Here is a 19,162-nt window from a genome sequence, read left to right on the forward strand (position 1 = left end):
CTATACCGACAGCTTTTCTCATAAATAAAAGAACGCATCACACTTGCTTTTACAAGTATGATGCGCTCTTTTATATCTTTCTATTTTTATACGGCCGTTGTACGCCATAATTTATTCGATGGTTCAATTCGTTGATTTTGGATTGTTTTTAACTCCGCAATTTTCTTTTGCATGTGAGAAATGTTTTTTTCAAAATGATTTAGACGTTTCTCAATTGTCAAAATTAAACTGTCTAGACGTGCTTCATCTTTGTCTAACATGTTTCTCACCCCTTCAATTTCTACTATGCTAATAGGATAAACCAATGATAGCAGATAGCAGAATGTTTGTATATAACTTTTTACTCATGATTTTGCGCTTTTTCGACGTTACTTAAAAAGACTAAAAGCCATAAATATTGAAATTATTTTTTTACCTAAAGTCTCACTATAATATTCATAAAACTAGATATAGTTATTTTATACTTGAAAAAACACCAAATAATCACAAAACAATTCTTCCTATACTAGTCTTTTTACCCTCAGTCCATATTTTAAAACAATTTCCTAACACTTATTGTATTTTTCTATCAATTCCATTCAAACAGTCTTTTTCGTTGGATAGACGATTTGTGCTTCGACGCGTTGCTCTTGTAATAATTTAAGCTGCCAACGCCAGGCATCCTGACACATTTCTGTTAAATTTTTAAGGGGTTGCCATCCAAGGATTTGCTGTGCTTTTGTAATATCTGCAAAACTTATTGCAATATCGCCAGGACGACGATTGCCAATGTTATATGGTACTTCAATTTTATTCGCAGTTGCAAAGGTTTCAATTAATTGCAACACACTATAACCTGTACCTGAACCTAAATTAAATGATTCACAGCCCATGTGTTCCATACTGTAATACAGTGCTTTTATATGCCCCTTTGCAAGATCCTCTACATGAATAAAATCACGAATTCCAGAGCCATCAATCGTATCGTAATCATTGCCAAACACTTCAAGAGGTGGACGTTTACCACTTACTGCATCCATTAAATATGGTAATAAATTATTCGGAACTTCAAGCGGTTTCTCTCCTATTTCTCCTGATGAATGAGCTCCAATAGGATTGAAATAGCGTAAAAGAACAGCAGAAAATGTTGGATGAGCATCACATAACTCTCTAAAGAAATTTTCAATTGCTAATTTTGTACGCCCATAGGGACTAGAACTTTTCAATTCTGCAATTTCTTGAATCGGGCAAATAGATTCAGGATGATACACGGTTGCCGATGAACTGAAAATTATTGAGTGAACACCGTATTGCTGCATCAATTGAACCAGCATTACCGTACCAATTAAATTATCGTAATAATATTGCAGTGGATTTTCAATTGATTCTGTAACGGATTTTTTCCCCGCCAAATGAATCACGCTATCGAATGAGTAGGTGCGGAAAACGACTTCCAATGCATTACGGTCTGTAATATCTACATTGGCGTATTGCACCATCTTTCCTGTAATACTCATAATCTTTGTAATAGCACTTGCATCGCTGTTTGAAAAGTTGTCGACAATAAATAGTTCATGTCCTTCATTTAATAATTCAATACATACCATTGAACCAATATAGCCTGCTCCACCTGTTACGAGTACTCTCATATTGTCCAACTCCTTTCATTTTCTAACTTGTCTACAAGCTCCTGCATATTTTGACTTTCAAAATTATATTGTTGTCTTAAAAACTTGTAATGCTTCAGTATATCCTCAAGCGCTTTAAAATTCCGATAAACATTTTTCCCTAAATTATGCGGGTGCCACCATAAATGATAAATTTCATCATGCTTTGCTGCATATGTCATGGCTTCTTTAATTCGGCGAATACGCAGTCGCTCCAAAAAATGTAATTTCCGATGATATGGTCGTAAAAAAGCACTTGCTGGAATATTCCAGATAGGTTCTTTCTTAAGCGTTTGAATTGAAAATGTATGATATCCTGTCAAATTCCAATACGTATCGGCAATCTGAAGTACACGACGCCATTTCCAGCCACTTTGATGGCAATGTGGTGTATAAAGAACATGCGCTGGATTGCCTCGATAAACGCGTAGGCCAAGTTCCTTACAAATGGATAAGTAATGTGTATTTGCTTGGTTACGTGGAAAGATAATCGATGTATAATTTCTTTTTGCAATGGCCATTGATGCTATTAAATCTTGTTTAAATTGAGCTCCTGTCTGACCTTCTTCTAAACAATAATAATGACTAAATGTATGTGTCCCCATTTCCTGATTTGGTGTTGCCAGCACTTGTTTAATAAGTGATGACCCAAAATAACGAACATCATTCGAATGAATAAGTTCTTTATCAATTAACTCGTATGGACTATATGAGTTCTTTACATAGCTCGGTCTCTCCACTGGTATATACTTCTTTAAATCCTCAATTGACGTTGCAAATAGCGCGCCTACGGTTGCCCATGTAGCATGAATTTCATACATTTCAAAAAGCTGTAGCATTTTTGGCACAACATCGTATACTGCCAATATATTCTGGTCGTAATTGCCGTCTCGATTAATATCTTGTACACCCCAACCTAACTCAAAATCAAGCGAAACAACAAATGTACCTTGTCGCTGTACCACTGACATTCACCTCACTTTGTTAGTGATACTTTCGTAGCATCAATTATCTCAAAATCATCACAAACCATTTTTTTCTGTTTAAAAAATCTCGATACATGCATTGTCGTCACATGGGTAAATCCAATATTCTTCAAAATATTTTTCAAAGATTCATTTGAAGCGTCGACTTTCGTATAAAGCGTTTTATCATTGAAATTCCGTGCCACATCCTCTGCATAGCTTAGCGTCAAATTCGGAATATAGCGTTCATCTTTTTTCAATAAAATAGTGTAATACCAATCATCATCCTTACATGTACGTTCATTCACTTGAACGACTGCTCCTCCCACACGATAAAATTGGTATTGTCGATATAATAAATCAATTTCAATAGACGATAATGTACCTTGAAGTTCACGGAATGGAACTTCTTTAGCAGTTTTTAACGGTTTGATTGATCGAGCTGGCAAGCGATACAATTCTACATCTGTCGTAAAAACATTATTTTGTGTATACGTCGGTAATTCTCGATAATTTCGTAACCAATAATTCGCTTTTCCTAATGTATTACGTTTAAAGCTCACCATTTTCGATGATTTCTTTGTTATTTCAACACATTTCCCTACTAGTGCTTTCCGTTGCCACATTGACCTTCCTGCTGCATTTGCAATATAGTATGTTCGCACAAACTGACTATTTGTTGCCCAGCGATATTTATAATCTTCATAGCCAATACTAAAATCTAAAATATCAATCCCTTCTTCATAACGTCGAATAGTCATATAGTAATCCAATAAATTTCCTGCTCCGAAACGACGATAATCTTCGTCAAAGGAATGTAAATAACAAACAAAGCGTGAACCTTTTGCAAAGCAATAACTAAATCCTATCAACGTATCGTCAAGCTCTAGCACCTCAACTTTTGTAATATCATAGCGCATCATTGCTCTAAAGAACGCTTGTTTTTCTGGAGAAGTAAATCCACTTGTATCCATTTTCTTTTGCCACCTTTTATCAAAAAGTGCAAACACTGCTGATAAATCATCTTCCGTCGCATAACGAAACTTTAACTCACCCACTTTTTCAAGTCGTTTAATTCGTTTTTTTAATACGGATTTATTAACAGGTGCATAGGATTCTCTAGGATTTTCAATTAAACTCGTATACGGTGAAACGGTGCGTGTAAAATTGTAAAGATACTGTTCTTTTATAAATGTATGTTCTAATACTTTATTAGTTGAACTATTTTCTTCTATCCCGCGAAGTTCTAATAAGACCGGATTTCCAGATGCTAATAATTGTTCTAGGAAGACTGGAATAATTTCCGGTTTTTGATGTTCTCGAATGATAAAGTCCATATAGTTCAAATCTAAATCACCAATAAATCGATAGTGTTCTCCCTGCTTTGTGTCCATACGCTGCAATGGCCAAAACCCTTGTACTTCACCATCTTTTTTACATAAATGAATTTCTACATGATGCGCTTTCCCTACATGCTTCCACCATGTATCAAGTAAATCAAATTCTAAAAAAGGATTATCCGCACCATTGTTCTCAATAATTTGTTGCCACTCATGTTTATAGAGTGCCCATGTTTCACGTGTTGTGATAACTTCAAATTCATACATACCTAGCACCTCACCTGTTCATAAATTTTCATCGTTTTTTCATAAGTAGCTTCAAATTGAAAAGCTTGCTCAAATAAAACCCGACTTTTTTCTCCCATTGTGTACCTTAAAGATTCATCTGCTAATAATTTTGTTAAATATACTTGCAACTCTGATAATGCATTGTCTACAAGAAAACCATTTTCATTTGCTGTGACAAGCTCACGAACCCCACCTACATCGGAGGCAATAATCGGTAAACCCGCTGCCATCGCTTCAATAATGGAGATTGGAAGCCCTTCGAAATTCGACATTAAGACGAAAATAGAAGCTTCTTCTAAATACGTTGTAACAGATTGTTGATTACCAGCAAAAAGTACTCGTTCCTTTACGCCAAGTGTGTCAGCTAGTTTTTCTACTTCTTTTTTTGTTGGACCATCTCCAACAAACGTTAATGTCGTTGCTTTATCTTCTAAAAGAGCAAAAGCTTGTAACAATAAATCCTGTCTTTTAGGTAATTGAAAACGTGCAACCATCACAATATTTTTCTTTCGAACAGCAGATGGTTTTTCGGTACTTAAAATGCCATTATGAACAACGTGTAACCCGTGCTTTGGAAGAATATGAGCCTTTCTTGCTAAATTAGCATCATAATTAGATACAGTTATAATTGCATCTGTGCGCTTTGCCAGTCCCTGTTCAATTAAACGATAGAGTTGTTGCTTTTTCCATGGAATGCCTTCAGTGAAAGACCATCCATGTGCTGTAAATACACTCGGAACATGCATCGATTTTGCTGCTATACGCCCAATTGTTCCAGCTTTTGAAGAATGTAGCGCAACAATATCTGGTCGCAACAGTCTAAAGCGCTGTCGTACTTCACGTATAGCCTTTACATCTTCAATTGGATGCAGCGGATGTACAAGATGTACGACTGTAATAAAAGTAATATATGGGTGTTGTATACGATACGCTTCATGTAATTTCCCACCATGCATAATAAAAACTTCATGGCCATCTTTCGCCAACATCCTACTCAAATTCATGAGATGTGTTTGAGCGCCCCCTAATACGTCCATGCGTGTGATCATCTGAATGATTTTCATTATTCTCTCCTCCTAATGGTATCCACGCTAATGCAAGTACAACCCAGAAATGGCGCCAGTGTAGCGTATCAATAAAAAAGCCATTAATAATGTGCCCAACTATGACCGCAAAGCAGATACGATAAATATAACCAAAACGCACCGAGTGAAATTTACGCACACACACTATGAGTGTTGTAATTAAAAATAGTAGCAATGTCAAAATCCCTAACAAGCCATTTTCAAAAAAGATCCGGGCATAAACATTATGTGGTGCTATAGCTAGTAACACTTCTGACTGCCCAGGACCACTGCCGAGTGGCGAGATAACACCGCCACGCCAAGCTGCTTCCTGTGACGCAAAACGTTCATTATCATATTTTTGTAAAGAAGCACGCTCTGTAAATTGCGTCAACAATGTTTGATTTTTCAAAATCACTAGTACACCAGCAAGTACGACTAATGTTAAATAAACGCTAATACCTCTGCGCCAATTAGCCTCTTTAGCCCGCGGTAAAATATAAAATATAAAAACAGCAATAGCAAGATTTAACCAAGCAGCGCGAGAAAAACTAATCAACACGGCTCCAACAAAAATTATTAATAGCACGAAATATAGCGCTCGATGTCTTTGTTCTAAAAGCCCTAGCATATACACCGCTGGAAGAACAAAATAAGGGCCAAAAACATTTGGGTCCTTAAAGAACATTTTAATACGCTCAAATAAAAACCAATCAGGTTTACCTGGCATAATACCAAAGTAAACACTAAGCGCCACAAGTGCTGTGATAAGAGCTCCTATTGTATAAAAAGTCATTAATTGTTCTGCTAAACGTGTTCGATAAATTTCACCAAACCCGACTACACCAGACCATGTAATAATTAAATATAGTGTGATCACAAAATAACTTATGCCGTCTATTGCTTCATATGCCATCCATGTTGAAATAAAATTTGCGACAATAAAACCAACTAAAAATAACGTACCAAGTAACGTTTCTTTTGAAACATACAAGCGCTTTAAAAGAATAGCGAGGATGGTTGCCAAAATTAACAATAAATCTGTTGGTGCAGGTTCCATGACAACATAGGAGCTTGTTAGCATGCTAATGATTAAACATAGCATAATCATCCGATCAGATTTCACGCTGTTCTGAGTTGTTGATAACGTTGTCACGCTTATCACCTGCCTTATTCATCACTTGCCACGCAAAGATGGCACATACAATATAGCCTAATGTTGTCATAATACTAATCATCCAAAGCGCTTCAAAATGCGTCATTTTATGGGTGGATGCAAAAAACAATGCCAAAATAATAAACACAAGGCGAATGGACTCTGCAGTAATTTGCATATAAAAAGCCTCACATACTTGGAAAACGCCATTAATTGGTTGTAACACCATTTTTGTGAAATACATTAATGATAGTATTTGAATAAATGTTACCGTCGTATCCCAACCATGACCAAAGAAAAATGTAAAACCAATTGGTGCTAAAATATCGATGCTAGCGATAATAACAAATGCGATAATAAATAGATGCTTCACTGTCTCTAAGCAATGTTTCTTTAAATCTTGTCCTTCTTGCATCATTTTGGCAGCTTGTGATAGATAAACTTGTGTTGCGGAAAACCCAACAAGATTTTCTGGCACTGTTAAAATTTTTTGTGCCAGATAATAAAAACCTGCTGTAGCAACATCAAAATAAGCCGCTAGAAATAATGCCGGTAAATTAACAGCAACGCTATAAATAACATTTGAAATGCTTGATATAAGTGGAAATTTTTTATAGCGTACAAGTATTTCTTTCGCCTGATGAAACGTTGTATGATTCGCTTGTTGTAAATCTTTTTTATAATAGCGTACATACTGTATCATGCCTGTTAACCGCCCCAGCATTTCTCCGAGCAATAAGCCGATGACACCAATATTTAAAAACCCAAATACTAATTGTCCAAAACCTTGTCCGGTATTCATCGAAATTTTTGCTCGATTAATAACGTCGTACTGCTCATAACGCAATGCCCAATTATTCATCGATTGGAAAATGCCTACAAATAATAAGCTCAGCCCTAAAATCCAAAAGAATGAATGCGTTTCACCAATGCCAATCCAAGTCGTAAAAGGGGTCGTCACAAGAAGTAAAATAACGATTCCTGCTACGATAAATGTACTAGCATTTGCAATGAATAATAAAGCCAGCGCCGCCTTTTTTCTTTTGGCAACACAAGAGCCGCTTCATAACGCAACGAGACAATAATCATCAACACATATAAAATCGACGTAAAAATGGACAATACCCCAAAATCTTCCGGTGTATACAGTCTCGTTAAAACGGGTGTGATGCAGAGCAGAATGATGCTTGAAACTGCTGAACCAGCAACTAATACAGATAACGCACGAATAAAACGATGCTTCATTTGCTTCTGCAACCACTTCTTCATAGTCAGCTCCCCCTACTTCGCAATGACGATTCCTAAACGATGCATCTTCAGTTGAACGACCTTTTTTAAAATGGATTTCGCTTGCTTTAAAGTGGTTTTTTTCGCATCAACGCAATAAATAAACTGTGTTTGATTAGAGGCCACTAACATCGTTTCTGCGCTATCTAACTGTGATGTTTCAACGAGTACAATATCGTACTGTTGTTCTAACTCATTGTATTTTTGTTGTAATGCAGAGAATGGTGTTGCCGTACTATAGATGAATGCATCGGGCTCGCCTTCATTTGTTTTAACAAAGTGGGCATTCCCTTCTATTTGCTTTAATACAACTACCTGCTTATGCTGCGCTAATAATTGGCTAAGTTGTTGTAAATAACCGCTCTCTTCCTTTGCCGAATTTAATAATAAAACGGTTTTTTTACCCAATTTTACTTCTCCTTGAATTAGCGCCGCTATATGATAAAGCCACTGTTGAGCTGAGTCCTTCTTTGTAACTTTAGCAAGTAAAGGCACATTCAGACGTTGCACATTTGTTTCCGTATCTACCTTTGTGCTATAAATCTCTCGCAGTAGACAATAACAAATTGCTAACAGGAGACCAATTACGCCACCAATTAAAATGCTTACTAATTCGTTAAATGTACTATCTTGATTCGATGTACTTTGTGTCGCTGGATTTAGCACAAGTGCTGTATTAATTTTTGAATAATTCGTCAATTCTTTTTTGAACACTGTCGCAATTTTATTAACTAGTTTTACAGGCTCCAGCTCATTATCTGCTTTCGCTGTAATCGTAATTAGTTGTGACGTGTTAATCATCGTAATTTTCACTTGTTCATTGTACTCATTTGTTGTTAAATCAAAATTTCCTTGCTCATTTACTTTCTTAATTAACGCACTACTTGTTAAAACTTCGCGATATGTCTCCATCATATTTTGCGTATACAATAGATTGTCGCTTTTATCTGTCTCAATTAAAATTTCTGTCGTCGCCTCATACTTAGGTTTCATTTGAGTAGAAATAACATACCCTAAGACAATTCCTAAAATTGTAATTAAAAGAATAAGCCATTTTTTACGCCATAGTACTAGTAACAATTCTTGTAATGAATAGGGAGGTTCTAGCGTTTTCATCCGTTAATACGCCCCCTTCCGTTTAATAACTTGCATAATCGTTTTTTGTACAATCTCCACATCCATCTTAAAATTAAAATGTTCTACATAATAACGATCAAATTCAATTTTTTGTCCATGATTAATAGTAGAACGCCCATTAACTTGTGCCCAACCAGTTATACCAGGTTTTACATCTAAGCGTTTTGTTTGATAAGGTGAATAATAGAATGCATAGCTAGGTGTCTCAGGACGTGGACCTACAATACTCATTTCTCCTTTTAAAACATTTAACACTTGTGGAAGCTCATCAATACTCGTTTTACGCAACCACTTCCCTACTTTTGTAATGCGCGGATCTTCTAAACTATTTTTGAACACGAATGTATCTGGGATACCATTTGACCAAGAACTCCGATTTTCTGAATTAACCGGTAAGCCCAATTGATTTGTATACATTGTTCTAAATTTCCACATTGTAAATATTTTTCCTTTTTTACCAACTCGCTGTTGTTTAAAAAAAACAGGACGTCCATCGTTTACTAAAATCACAATAACCGCCAGCAAGAAAATAGGTACTAAAAATGGGAGCGCAAGAAGTGAAAATATTAGGTCGAATGTTCTTTTCCCAAATAATTTATATTGCTGCATAAATCCACCTCTTTATCTTCTTTCTATATTCTTTAGTTAAACTAAAATAAGGAAATCAAAACCCAATTTGTTATATTCCTTTGTAAATTGCTATAAAATGAATGTATTTTTACTTTTTTTACATAAAAATATTTTTTAGAACTATTATATTTTTAAAAATTAAAACTAACAATATAAAACTAACTACTTATTACTTAATTATAAAATCACTTATTAAAACTTAAAAAAATATAGGTATTTTAGGTTAACAATTATTTCTTTATTGGTAAATTTTAAAGTAAAAAAGAAGACCCCCTTACGAAAGGTCTTCTTCATATTTTTAATTATTTTTTCGGTTGATCATCGTCCATTTTAAGAACAGCCATGAACGCTTCCTGTGGAACTTCTACTGAGCCAACTTGTTTCATACGTTTTTTACCTTCTTTCTGTTTCTCAAGAAGTTTACGTTTACGTGAAATATCGCCGCCGTAGCATTTTGCTAATACGTTTTTACGCATCGCTTTAATTGTTGAACGCGCAACAATTTTATTTCCGATTGCTGCTTGAATTGGCACTTCAAATTGCTGACGTGGGATTAACTCACGTAGCTTATCAACAATTACTTTACCTCGTTCATATGCAAAGTCACGGTGTACAATAAAGCTTAATGCATCAACCTGTTCAGCATTTAATAAAATATCCATCTTCACAAGTTTCGAAGGTTGATAGCCAATCATTTCATAGTCGAATGATGCATAGCCTTTTGTTGACGATTTTAATTGGTCGAAGAAATCATATACAATTTCAGATAATGGCATTTCATAGAAAATATTAACACGTGTCGTATCAATATAATCCATTGTTAAGAAATTCCCACGTTTACGCTGGCAAATTTCCATAACAGCACCAACATAATCATTTGGAACCATGATATTTGCTTTTACATAAGGCTCTTCGATTTGCTGAATCTTTTGTGGATCTGGCATTTCAGATGGATTCGCTACTTGAACTTCTTCGCCATCTGTCATTTGTACATGATAAATTACAGATGGTGCCGTTGTAATTAAATCAATATTAAATTCACGTTCAATACGCTCTTGAATAATTTCCATGTGTAGTAAGCCTAAGAAACCACAGCGGAAACCGAAACCTAATGCTTGTGATGTTTCTGGTTCATATTGAAGGGCTGAGTCATTTAACTCTAATTTTTCTAATGCCTCACGTAAATCATTATATTTTGCAGTATCAATTGGATATAATCCACAGTAAACCATTGGATTTAGTCGACGGTATCCTGGTAATGGCTCTGCTGCTGCATTGATAACAGAAGTGACTGTATCACCGACACGCGTATCACCTACATTTTTAATAGAGGCTGTTAAATAGCCTACATCCCCTACTGTAAGGAAGTCACGTGGCGTCATTTTTGGGGTATGCACACCTACTTCTATAACTTCGAACTCGGCACCTGTCGCCATCATACGAATTGTATCGCCTGGTTTTACAGTTCCTTCTGCGATACGAATAGAAATAATTACACCGCGGTAGGCATCATAAACAGAGTCAAAGATTAATGCTTGTAATGGTGCTTCCGGGTCTCCTTCTGGTGCTGGAACTTTTTCTACGATTTGCTCTAAAATATCTTCAATACCAATCCCTGCTTTTGCAGAAGCTAATACTGCTTCTGATGCATCAAGACCGATAACATCTTCTACTTCTTGACGTACACGTTCTGGATCTGCAGAAGGTAAGTCGATTTTATTGATAACGGGCAAAATTTCAAGATCGTTATCAAGTGCTAAATAAACATTGGCTAATGTTTGAGCTTCAATACCTTGTGCAGCATCTACAACTAAAATAGCGCCTTCACAAGCAGCTAAACTACGTGATACTTCATACGTAAAATCGACGTGTCCTGGTGTGTCGATTAAATGCATTGTATATTCTTGACCATCTTTTGCCTTGTAGTTCAATTGCACGGCATTTAACTTAATTGTAATTCCTCGTTCTCGTTCCAAATCCATTGAGTCTAATAATTGATTTTTCATTTCACGAGATGTTAGTGCTTCAGTTTTTTCTAAAATACGATCGGCAAGCGTCGATTTACCATGGTCGATATGCGCGATGATAGAAAAGTTACGAATATGTGATTGTCTATCTAATAGTTCTTGTCGATTCATTTATTTTCACTCCTATTTAAACTACTAGAATTATAGCAGTCGCAGTAGTACATTGGCAATATTCCGTGCATTTCCTACGAAATTCTTAAAAAAAATGCACTTTTTTTCTGTCAAGTAAATATTCTTTGCATTTCTCTCTTGCATTTACATAACTTGCTTTGCTATAATAATGCTTGTTGTATTAGATACAGACACAAGTTGAGAATTTTGCTCATCTCGATTTATCCTAGGAGGTGAATTTCATGCCAAACATCAAATCTGCTATCAAACGCGTTAAAGTTGCAGAAAAAGCGAATGCTGCTAACGTACAAGTTAAATCTGCTATGCGTACTGCAATCAAAAAAGCTGAAACTGCTTTAGTTGCTAAAGACGAAAACGCTGCTGAATTATTAACAGCTGCAGTTAAATCTGTAGATAAAGCTGCTTCAAAAGGCTTAATCCACAAAAACGCTGCTTCACGTACAAAAGCTCGTTTAATGAAAAAAGCTTAATTCTATATAATATAGAAAGAAAAAAGACGTTCCGATCGGAACGTCTTTTTTCTTTTATTTTATATTATATCCAATCGGTTTCATCAAGAAAAACTCTAAAAATCGCGCACGATTGCCACTCATTGTTTTTAATTGTAAATCTACTTCACCTAAACCATAAAGGGCATCAAGCAATTGTTGGTCGCCAATATGCCCTCGTTCTTCAACAATTCGCTTCACGCGATACGGGTTTACTTTCAATTGTTTTGAAATTTGTTGTGGGTGATACCCCTTTGTCAGTAAATAATACACGTTAGACATTAAGCGCACTTGAGATGATATTAATGCTACAAGCGCAATCGGTTCTTCTTTTTGTCGCAATAAATCATGATAAGTTGCTAAAGAAGTCGTTTTGTCTCCTCGGATATACGCATTCAGCAGTTTAAAAACATCTTGTTCAAGTGTTTTGGCGACCATTTCTTCTACTAATGGTGGTTCAATCAATTCATTTGAATTTGCTGTATACAATGCTAGTTTATCAATTTCTGAACGTAGTTGTAGCATATCCATCCCAACCATTTCAATCAGTTGCGCAATTGCCGCATCTGATATCATCGCATTACGATTAGTTACTTCATTTTTCAGCCAGATAGCCAGATCGCGTTCTTTTGGTGTTTCAGCAAATAAATAAAGTGCATGTTCTTTCATCTGTTTCGTTATTTTTTTACGTTCATCCAACTTGGGATATGGTGCAATAAACACTGTTACAGAGGTATCTGATGGAAACTGCAAAAAACGCTCTAATTTCTTTAAATCATGATTCAGTTTCTCTTTCCCTTTTTCCGTTGCCTTTAAAAAAGAAGCATTTTTTGCAATCACTAACTTTTTATCGGAGAAAAATGGGATTGTATCTGCTTCATCGATTACTTCATCCACAAGATGCTCTTCTAAATCATAATTCATAATATCAAGTTCGCCTTGTTCTGCTAATTTATCTTTCAATCGACGCAGCGTTTCGTCGATAAAATATGTCTCTTCGCCAACAATAATGTAGACAGGTGCGATATGCCCGTTTGTGATTTCTTTCCATACTTTTTGAAACATATAACCAACTCCTATAATACGTTAAGTATACACAAAAAAAATGCCCACAGTCACCTTCCTCTATTGCTTATATCGAAAATCATACAAATTAACGATTCGTTAACACATACCAAGAGTCTTTCACAATCACCTCTATCGTTCCATCCTCTGCTGTATTTAACGTTGGAATTGAATTTGCGTCAAAACGCGCTCGAATTTCTTGCGCAGGGTGACCATAGCGATTATTAATACCTGTTGAAAAAATAGCAAGCTGCGGCTGCGTTGTTTGTAAAAATGCTTCTGAGCTTGACGTTTTCGAGCCATGATGACCTGGCGATAGAATGGTTGTATGAAGCGTTTTATCATCAAGAAGCTGTGATTCCCCTTCTATTTCAATATCGCCTGTTAAAAGCGTTGAAAATGCGCCTTTCGACACTTTTAGCACCAGTGAATCATTATTTCCTTCATACGTCGTATCACGTGGCCAAATATACGAAAAAACCACCTCTCCTTTGTTAAAAGTATAACCCGCCATTCTTTCTCGTACAGGAATATGTTGACGCAATGCTTCATCCATAACATCTTTCATAACTGCTTTTTGTGAAGAATTCGGTGTAATATGCACTTCCTTCACTCGAAGCGATTGCATGACTTCCTCTGCTCCTTCTACATGATCAGCATCTGCATGTGTCAAAATAAGCGTATCAATTGTGGTAAGTCCTCTTCCTTTTAAATAGGGAACGACGACTTGTCGCCCAACTTCATACGGCGAATCACTCGTTTTCCATGCTTCATCTTGAAAACGTAATACACCACCTACATCAATGACATAAACACCTTGACGATGCGGCAATTCAATAATCGTACAATCTCCCTGTCCAACACTTAAATACGTAATACGAAGCTCATCATTTAATAATGGATTTATTTCAAGCATCATGACAGGAATTAATATGGTACAACTAACTATAATATAGCGTTTTTTTTCGAATGCCAAAAAAAGAATAAATACTCCAACCATCGCAATGCCCAACCACAGCATATCTGGTTTACCCGGTTGCCAAAGTTGATAAGGCTGTTTTGACATCCAAAGTAAAAACGTCGTTAAGTGTTCGCGTAGAGGCTCATAAATACTTAAAAACAGCGCGTTTAACTGTGGCGATAGATACGACAGCATCAAAAAAAAGATATTAAGTGGCAACACAATAAATGAAAATAAAGGCACCATCAGAATATTAACAAAAAACGAGGATAAACTAAGTTCATAAAAATGATGTAACAGAAGCGGATAAACAAGCATCTGACATACAAAGGTTAAAAAGAAAGCATTTTTTAGCCAATGACTTGTCATTAAAATTTTTGTTGAATAAATAAGCGCGACTGTAGCCAAATAAGACAGCTGAAATCCTACTTGATAAATTACACTTGGATTATAGAGAACAAATCCAATAAAAGTTAATGATAATGCATCTGCAGCAGTTAATTTAGTTTGTCTAAGCTGTAATAATACGACAACCATCGTCATAGCTGCCGAACGCCAGACAGATGCTGAACTCCCTGCAAGAACTGCATAAATTGGCAAAGCTATGAGCAAAATTATTTTTGCATGATGAAGACGCAAACCACAAAAAAGTAAAAGCTGATAAAATGCTCCTCCTAATAACGCAATATGAAGACCAGAAATTGCAAATAAATGCGTAATGCCTAATACTTGATAAGCACGAGATAAATCCGAATCGATATCCCGCTGATCACCAAATAATAAAGCCTTTGCCTCCGCTTGTAGCGATTCCGGAAAAGTTTCATCAATATGTTTTAAAAGTGTATAACGATACCTTCCAAGCTTTGTCATAATTCCTGTTTTATAGCGAATAACATTAAAATCCTCAATGTCATATATACCGATAGCATGCTGACTTTTTAAATAATCTATCATTGAAAATTGGTAGCGATGCAATGGCTTATTCGGTTCTGTTAGTTTCCCTTTTGCGTGAATTGTTAGACCTGCTAGTGCTGTATTTTCAAGTTGTTCTTTTTGTTTTGCACTCTCTATCGCATATGCCACATAAACTCGACCGTATTCGGACATTGCAAAGCCACGAAGCGTGCGACCGTTGATTTTTGTATTATCTTGAAATGTTAGTTGAATGGTTGATGGGAGGGTTGTAGGTAGCTGTGAGGTCGTATGTGTACGCCAAGCTATTAAAAGTATTAAAAGAAGTAGCGTTATTAGAAATAACGTATTGTGACGACGCCAAATAAGGAAAATGACGTAGGGAATAAAAATCAAAAAAAGCTTTGGCGACACCGAAGCGGCTACTGTCGCTAATAATGTTGCCAAAGCCAAATAAATTACTTCGTTTCTAAAATGTGTTTGCCAAATAATTGCTCCACCTTCTGTTCATAAGGTGCCAATTCTTCTGACGTTGCTCCTTTATCGCGCAGCTCGTTGAGTAATGAAAGGTATAACGTGACTTTTTCATCGCTTAAGAAGTCAATCTTACGTTCATCAAATGGTACATGTACAACATTAACACCTGCTTGTTTAAACAGTTCAATCGCATACGTATTATTTTTATAGTCTTTTGCATAATATAAATTTTTAATACCTGATTGAATAATTGATTTCGTACAAGGTAAACAAGGGAAATGCGTTACATATAAATCGGCGCCATTTGTTGGTGTACCATATTTTGCACATTGCAATAATGCATTGGTCTCTGCATGAACTGTTCTTACACAATGATTATCAACCACATAGCATCCTTTATCGATGCAATGGTCATCTCCTGATATCGAACCGTTATAGCCCCCTGCAATAATTCGTTTATCACGCACAATTGTCGCACCTACTGCTAGACGTGTACATGTGCTACGTAGCGCTAATAAATGACTTTGTGCCATAAAAAATTGATCCCATGTAATACGCTCCATATGAATGCCTCCTAATGATGTCCTACTGTCTAGTTTATCCTTTGACTCTTTTTGACGTCAATGGTTTTACAAGAGGTCAGACTATTGTACAGTAACAAGAGGTCTCAAACGTTCAACAGTTTTATCACCAAAACCTGAAACTTTTTTCAAATCATCAATGCTTTGAAAAGGACCATTTTCTGTACGATATTGAATAATTGTTTTTGCTTTTGCAGGCCCAATTCCATTAATCGTTTGCAAGCCTGCTTCGTCTGCCGTATTAATGTTAACGGCGGTTGTTGAAGATTGTGGTTCTGTAGACTGTGATGTAATCGCTACAGTAGGTGTTTCTATCTCTTCTCCCCGTTTTGGCACATAAATGACCATTTCATCTTGTACATGTGCCGCATGATTAATCGTTTTAGAATCCGCATTGTTTTTATAGCCACCTGCAGCTATTATCGCGTCGTATACGCGGTCTTCTGCATTTACAGTATAAACGCCTGGATTTTTGACAGCGCCCTTAACATCGATGGCTATTGTTGTTTGAATAGATGTCTGAGTAGTAGATTCTGATGTTTTAGATAAAACTTGTTCGTTAGAAGTAGTTGAGAGTTGTTCGATAGGTTCTAAAGGGGTTGTGTGTTCCGTAGATGATTGTTTGAAGAAATAGAAAAGGATGGCAACTAAAACAACGCTGCCAATTAAAAAATATTTTTTATTTTGCATAAAAAAAGGAATTAGCTTCACACCTTTCTTTCGGCATTCATAGAAGCTAATTCCAATATACAATATTTTCTAATTTTTACAAGTTTATTTTACACAATGAAAGAAAATTCTTTCTGAATCAATAGCCGGTGCTTCATCAGTAAAATCTGCTGTCACCGTTATATTCGTAAAACCAGCTTGTTGTAACATTGTCATGTACGTTTCAATCGCATACGTACGTTGATAATGTTGTTCCTCGAAACGTTCATACGTTCCATCAGCTGTCACAACATAAAATAACATATCATGCTTAACAGAATGAGCCGCTTCACCTGGCTCAGTATCCCATAAATACGTAATGTCTCCATCATCGTATGTGAATGGGCTATCCATGAAAATTTCATCCATTTTATAAAGTGAATGGACATCAAAGAACAAGTGACCACCTGTTTTTAATGCTTCATATACATGTGTAAATGTTTGTTCTACCGCTCGTTGTTCTGGCACATAGTTTAATGAATCAATTGGAATTGTCACGACATCCAGGTCATTAAATCCATCTAATTCATCCATCGATTGGCATACGAAGAAAACATTCACATTTTCCTCATAGCAGCGTTCACTTGCAATCATCAACATTTCCTCTGATAAATCCAAGCCACTTACATTGTATCCTGCTTTGGCAAATTCAACAGCCATTACGCCTGTACCACAACCAATATCTAGTAAATTTTGATTGTTTGCAGCCGGTGCATGCTCTTTAACCCATTCCACATATGTTGCATACGGAATATCTGTCATTAACGCATCATACACTTCTGCAAAACGACCATAGCTATTACTCATTTGAATCAGTTGCGACGAATGTTTCTGGTGCATCGCCCCATAAACGTTCTAAGTTGTAGTAGCTACGTTCATCTTTGTGGAAAATATGCGCAACAACATCGCCTGCATCAACTAATACCCAGCGACCTGCGTCAAAACCTTCCATACGTTTAACTTCATGCCCTGATTTTTCTGCTTGCTCTTTTACTTCACGAGCGATTGCTTGAACTTGACGTTCAGAACTACCTGTACAGATTAAGAAATAATCTGATAGTAAAGAAATACCTTGCATATTTAATACGACGATATCCTCGGCGCGTTTGTCATCTACTGCTTTAAAAACTGTATCTAAAAGTTTGTGTGTCATTGTTAAATTCCCTTCTTAGTTAGCAATAAATCATTGTAACAATTAAATGAATCTGGAAAAACAGGTTGGTGTTTAGACATCAAAAATTGAATGGAATGACTAAGACATGTAATCATTAAGTCATTTAACTCCATTGATTTTGATGCTTCACGCAACATATCGACGTCTGGAAATTTACGATTTGGTTCAATCATGTCTGCAATATAGATAATCTTTTCTAAATCGCTCATTCCTATTCGACCTGTTGTATGAAAACGAATCGCATTGAGCATATCTTCATCTTCTACACCAAACTCTTGTTTCGCTACATAAGCACCTACTGGTCCATGCCATAATTCATGATGATATACCAATAAAGTTGGATCCATTTTCTGCTCAATAATTGTTTGCTTCATCCATTCGCGGTCTGCATATTTACATGAATCATGTAAAATTGCTGCAATTTCCGCTTTTTTCGGATTTTGTCCGAATTGCTCCGCTAGAGCCATTGCTGTGTCTGTTACGCCAATTGTGTGAATATAACGTTTCTCAGGCATACGGTCTTTCATCGCGGCAAGTAAATTAACGCGTTCCATATAATCCTTCCTCTCGAATATATTGTTCCACTGCTTCTGGCAGTAAATAGCGCACGGTTTTTCCCGTTTGTAGGCGCTCGCGAATAATCGTTGAAGAAAGGTCTATTAGAGGTGCTTCAACGAGCTCCACATCATATGTCGTCTCGCCAAAAAAACCAGGACGTTGTACCCCGACAAAATGCACAATTTTCATAAGCTCATCTATATGATACCATGTGCCAAGTGCATCAATACTATCTCCACCAATGATAAAGTAAAACATTACATCCGCTTCACGTTGCATTAACAATGTCATCGTTTCAAATGTATACGAGACTCCACCGCGCTCGATTTCAAAAGGCTCAAGCTTAAAACGGGGATTGTCCGCAATCGCAAGCCTCGTCATTTCGAGGCGTTCTTCTGCAGTCGCATCACCTTGCTTTATTTTATGTGGAGGTACAGCATTTGGCATAAAGCGCACTTCATCAAGTCCAAGCTGGTCGGCGACTTCATTTGCCATTATTAAATGAGCAATATGGGGCGGATTAAATGTACCACCTAATAGACCAATTTTCTTCATAACCATCATCC

Annotated in this window: 20 protein-coding genes; 1 reads left to right on the top strand and 19 read right to left on the bottom strand. The window is 36.3% G+C overall.

The window, feature by feature from the left end; translation table 11 throughout:
• Positions 1–86 precede the first annotated feature (86 nt).
• The 11 genes from KTHG_RS21135 to lepA form a co-directional block, all read right to left on the bottom strand.
• Positions 87–260 (bottom strand): hypothetical protein, encoded by a 174-nt coding sequence (locus tag KTHG_RS21135; RefSeq protein WP_158621038.1) that lies wholly within the window; start codon positions 258–260, stop codon positions 87–89.
• 318 nt (positions 261–578) lie between these two features.
• Positions 579–1,628, bottom strand: coding sequence for a UDP-glucose 4-epimerase GalE (gene galE / locus KTHG_RS07065; RefSeq protein ID WP_139992422.1), 1,050 nt, complete (start codon positions 1,626–1,628; stop codon positions 579–581).
• Entirely contained in the window at positions 1,625–2,611 is a 987-nt protein-coding gene (locus tag KTHG_RS07070; protein WP_186439519.1) for a polysaccharide deacetylase family protein, read from the bottom strand. Before KTHG_RS07070 ends, galE begins: the two co-directional genes overlap by 4 nt.
• A gap of 11 nt (positions 2,612–2,622) precedes the next feature.
• The gene (locus tag KTHG_RS07075) at positions 2,623–4,218 is read right to left on the bottom strand and encodes a GNAT family N-acetyltransferase (RefSeq protein WP_139992426.1); all 1,596 of its coding nucleotides are present in this window, start codon (positions 4,216–4,218) and stop codon (positions 2,623–2,625) included.
• Between the two features lie 2 nt (positions 4,219–4,220).
• On the bottom strand, positions 4,221–5,303 hold the full coding sequence (locus tag KTHG_RS07080) for a glycosyltransferase family 4 protein (RefSeq protein ID WP_139992428.1): 1,083 nt from the start codon (positions 5,301–5,303) through the stop codon (positions 4,221–4,223).
• The gene (locus KTHG_RS07085) at positions 5,230–6,459 is read right to left on the bottom strand and encodes an O-antigen ligase family protein (RefSeq protein WP_139992430.1); all 1,230 of its coding nucleotides are present in this window, start codon (positions 6,457–6,459) and stop codon (positions 5,230–5,232) included. Before KTHG_RS07085 ends, KTHG_RS07080 begins: the two co-directional genes overlap by 74 nt.
• Positions 6,419–7,486 carry a lipopolysaccharide biosynthesis protein gene (locus tag KTHG_RS07090; protein WP_139992432.1) on the bottom strand — a complete coding sequence of 356 codons (1,068 nt, stop codon included), beginning with the start codon at positions 7,484–7,486 and terminating at the stop codon, positions 6,419–6,421. Before KTHG_RS07090 ends, KTHG_RS07085 begins: the two co-directional genes overlap by 41 nt.
• On the bottom strand, positions 7,444–7,728 hold the full coding sequence (locus KTHG_RS07095; protein ID WP_139992434.1) for a hypothetical protein: 285 nt from the start codon (positions 7,726–7,728) through the stop codon (positions 7,444–7,446). Before KTHG_RS07095 ends, KTHG_RS07090 begins: the two co-directional genes overlap by 43 nt.
• A gap of 12 nt (positions 7,729–7,740) precedes the next feature.
• Entirely contained in the window at positions 7,741–8,862 is a 1,122-nt protein-coding gene (locus tag KTHG_RS07100) for a Wzz/FepE/Etk N-terminal domain-containing protein (RefSeq protein WP_139992436.1), read from the bottom strand.
• A gap of 3 nt (positions 8,863–8,865) precedes the next feature.
• A complete protein-coding gene (locus tag KTHG_RS07105; RefSeq protein WP_139992438.1) occupies positions 8,866–9,492 on the bottom strand; it encodes a sugar transferase in 627 nt (208 codons plus the stop codon).
• A 323-nt stretch (positions 9,493–9,815) separates the two neighbouring features.
• The gene (gene lepA / locus KTHG_RS07110) at positions 9,816–11,651 is read right to left on the bottom strand and encodes a translation elongation factor 4 (RefSeq protein ID WP_126991144.1); all 1,836 of its coding nucleotides are present in this window, start codon (positions 11,649–11,651) and stop codon (positions 9,816–9,818) included.
• Between the two features lie 242 nt (positions 11,652–11,893).
• On the opposite strand from lepA, the gene rpsT reads away from it, so the two are divergent.
• A complete protein-coding gene (gene rpsT, locus KTHG_RS07115) occupies positions 11,894–12,142 on the top strand; it encodes a 30S ribosomal protein S20 (protein WP_126991143.1) in 249 nt (82 codons plus the stop codon).
• Between the two features lie 54 nt (positions 12,143–12,196).
• On the opposite strand, the gene holA is transcribed toward rpsT, so the two are convergent.
• From holA to KTHG_RS07155, 8 genes are all read right to left on the bottom strand, one after another.
• Positions 12,197–13,225 (bottom strand): DNA polymerase III subunit delta, encoded by a 1,029-nt coding sequence (gene holA / locus KTHG_RS07120; protein ID WP_139992440.1) that lies wholly within the window; start codon positions 13,223–13,225, stop codon positions 12,197–12,199.
• A gap of 88 nt (positions 13,226–13,313) precedes the next feature.
• On the bottom strand, positions 13,314–15,551 hold the full coding sequence (locus tag KTHG_RS07125; RefSeq protein ID WP_255512405.1) for a DNA internalization-related competence protein ComEC/Rec2: 2,238 nt from the start codon (positions 15,549–15,551) through the stop codon (positions 13,314–13,316).
• 5 nt (positions 15,552–15,556) lie between these two features.
• Positions 15,557–16,138: a ComE operon protein 2 gene (locus tag KTHG_RS07130; protein ID WP_126991141.1), complete on the bottom strand. Its 582-nt coding sequence runs from the start codon at positions 16,136–16,138 to the stop codon at positions 15,557–15,559.
• Between the two features lie 81 nt (positions 16,139–16,219).
• Entirely contained in the window at positions 16,220–16,846 is a 627-nt protein-coding gene (locus KTHG_RS07135; RefSeq protein WP_139992442.1) for a helix-hairpin-helix domain-containing protein, read from the bottom strand.
• A gap of 84 nt (positions 16,847–16,930) precedes the next feature.
• Positions 16,931–17,671, bottom strand: a complete 741-nt coding sequence (locus KTHG_RS07140; RefSeq protein ID WP_233600595.1) for a class I SAM-dependent DNA methyltransferase — start codon at positions 17,669–17,671, stop codon at positions 16,931–16,933.
• On the bottom strand, positions 17,664–18,017 hold the full coding sequence (gene rsfS / locus KTHG_RS07145) for a ribosome silencing factor (protein WP_126991139.1): 354 nt from the start codon (positions 18,015–18,017) through the stop codon (positions 17,664–17,666). The genes KTHG_RS07140 and rsfS overlap by 8 nt, the downstream gene beginning before the upstream one ends.
• 2 nt (positions 18,018–18,019) lie before the next feature.
• Positions 18,020–18,592 (bottom strand): bis(5'-nucleosyl)-tetraphosphatase (symmetrical) YqeK, encoded by a 573-nt coding sequence (gene yqeK / locus KTHG_RS07150; protein ID WP_126991138.1) that lies wholly within the window; start codon positions 18,590–18,592, stop codon positions 18,020–18,022.
• A complete protein-coding gene (locus KTHG_RS07155; RefSeq protein ID WP_139992444.1) occupies positions 18,579–19,151 on the bottom strand; it encodes a nicotinate-nucleotide adenylyltransferase in 573 nt (190 codons plus the stop codon). The genes yqeK and KTHG_RS07155 overlap by 14 nt, the downstream gene beginning before the upstream one ends.
• Positions 19,152–19,162 lie beyond the last annotated feature (11 nt).

The sequence above is a fragment of the Kurthia sp. Dielmo genome (assembly GCF_000307285.2).
GTDB lineage: Bacteria > Bacillota > Bacilli > Bacillales_A > Planococcaceae > Kurthia > Kurthia populi.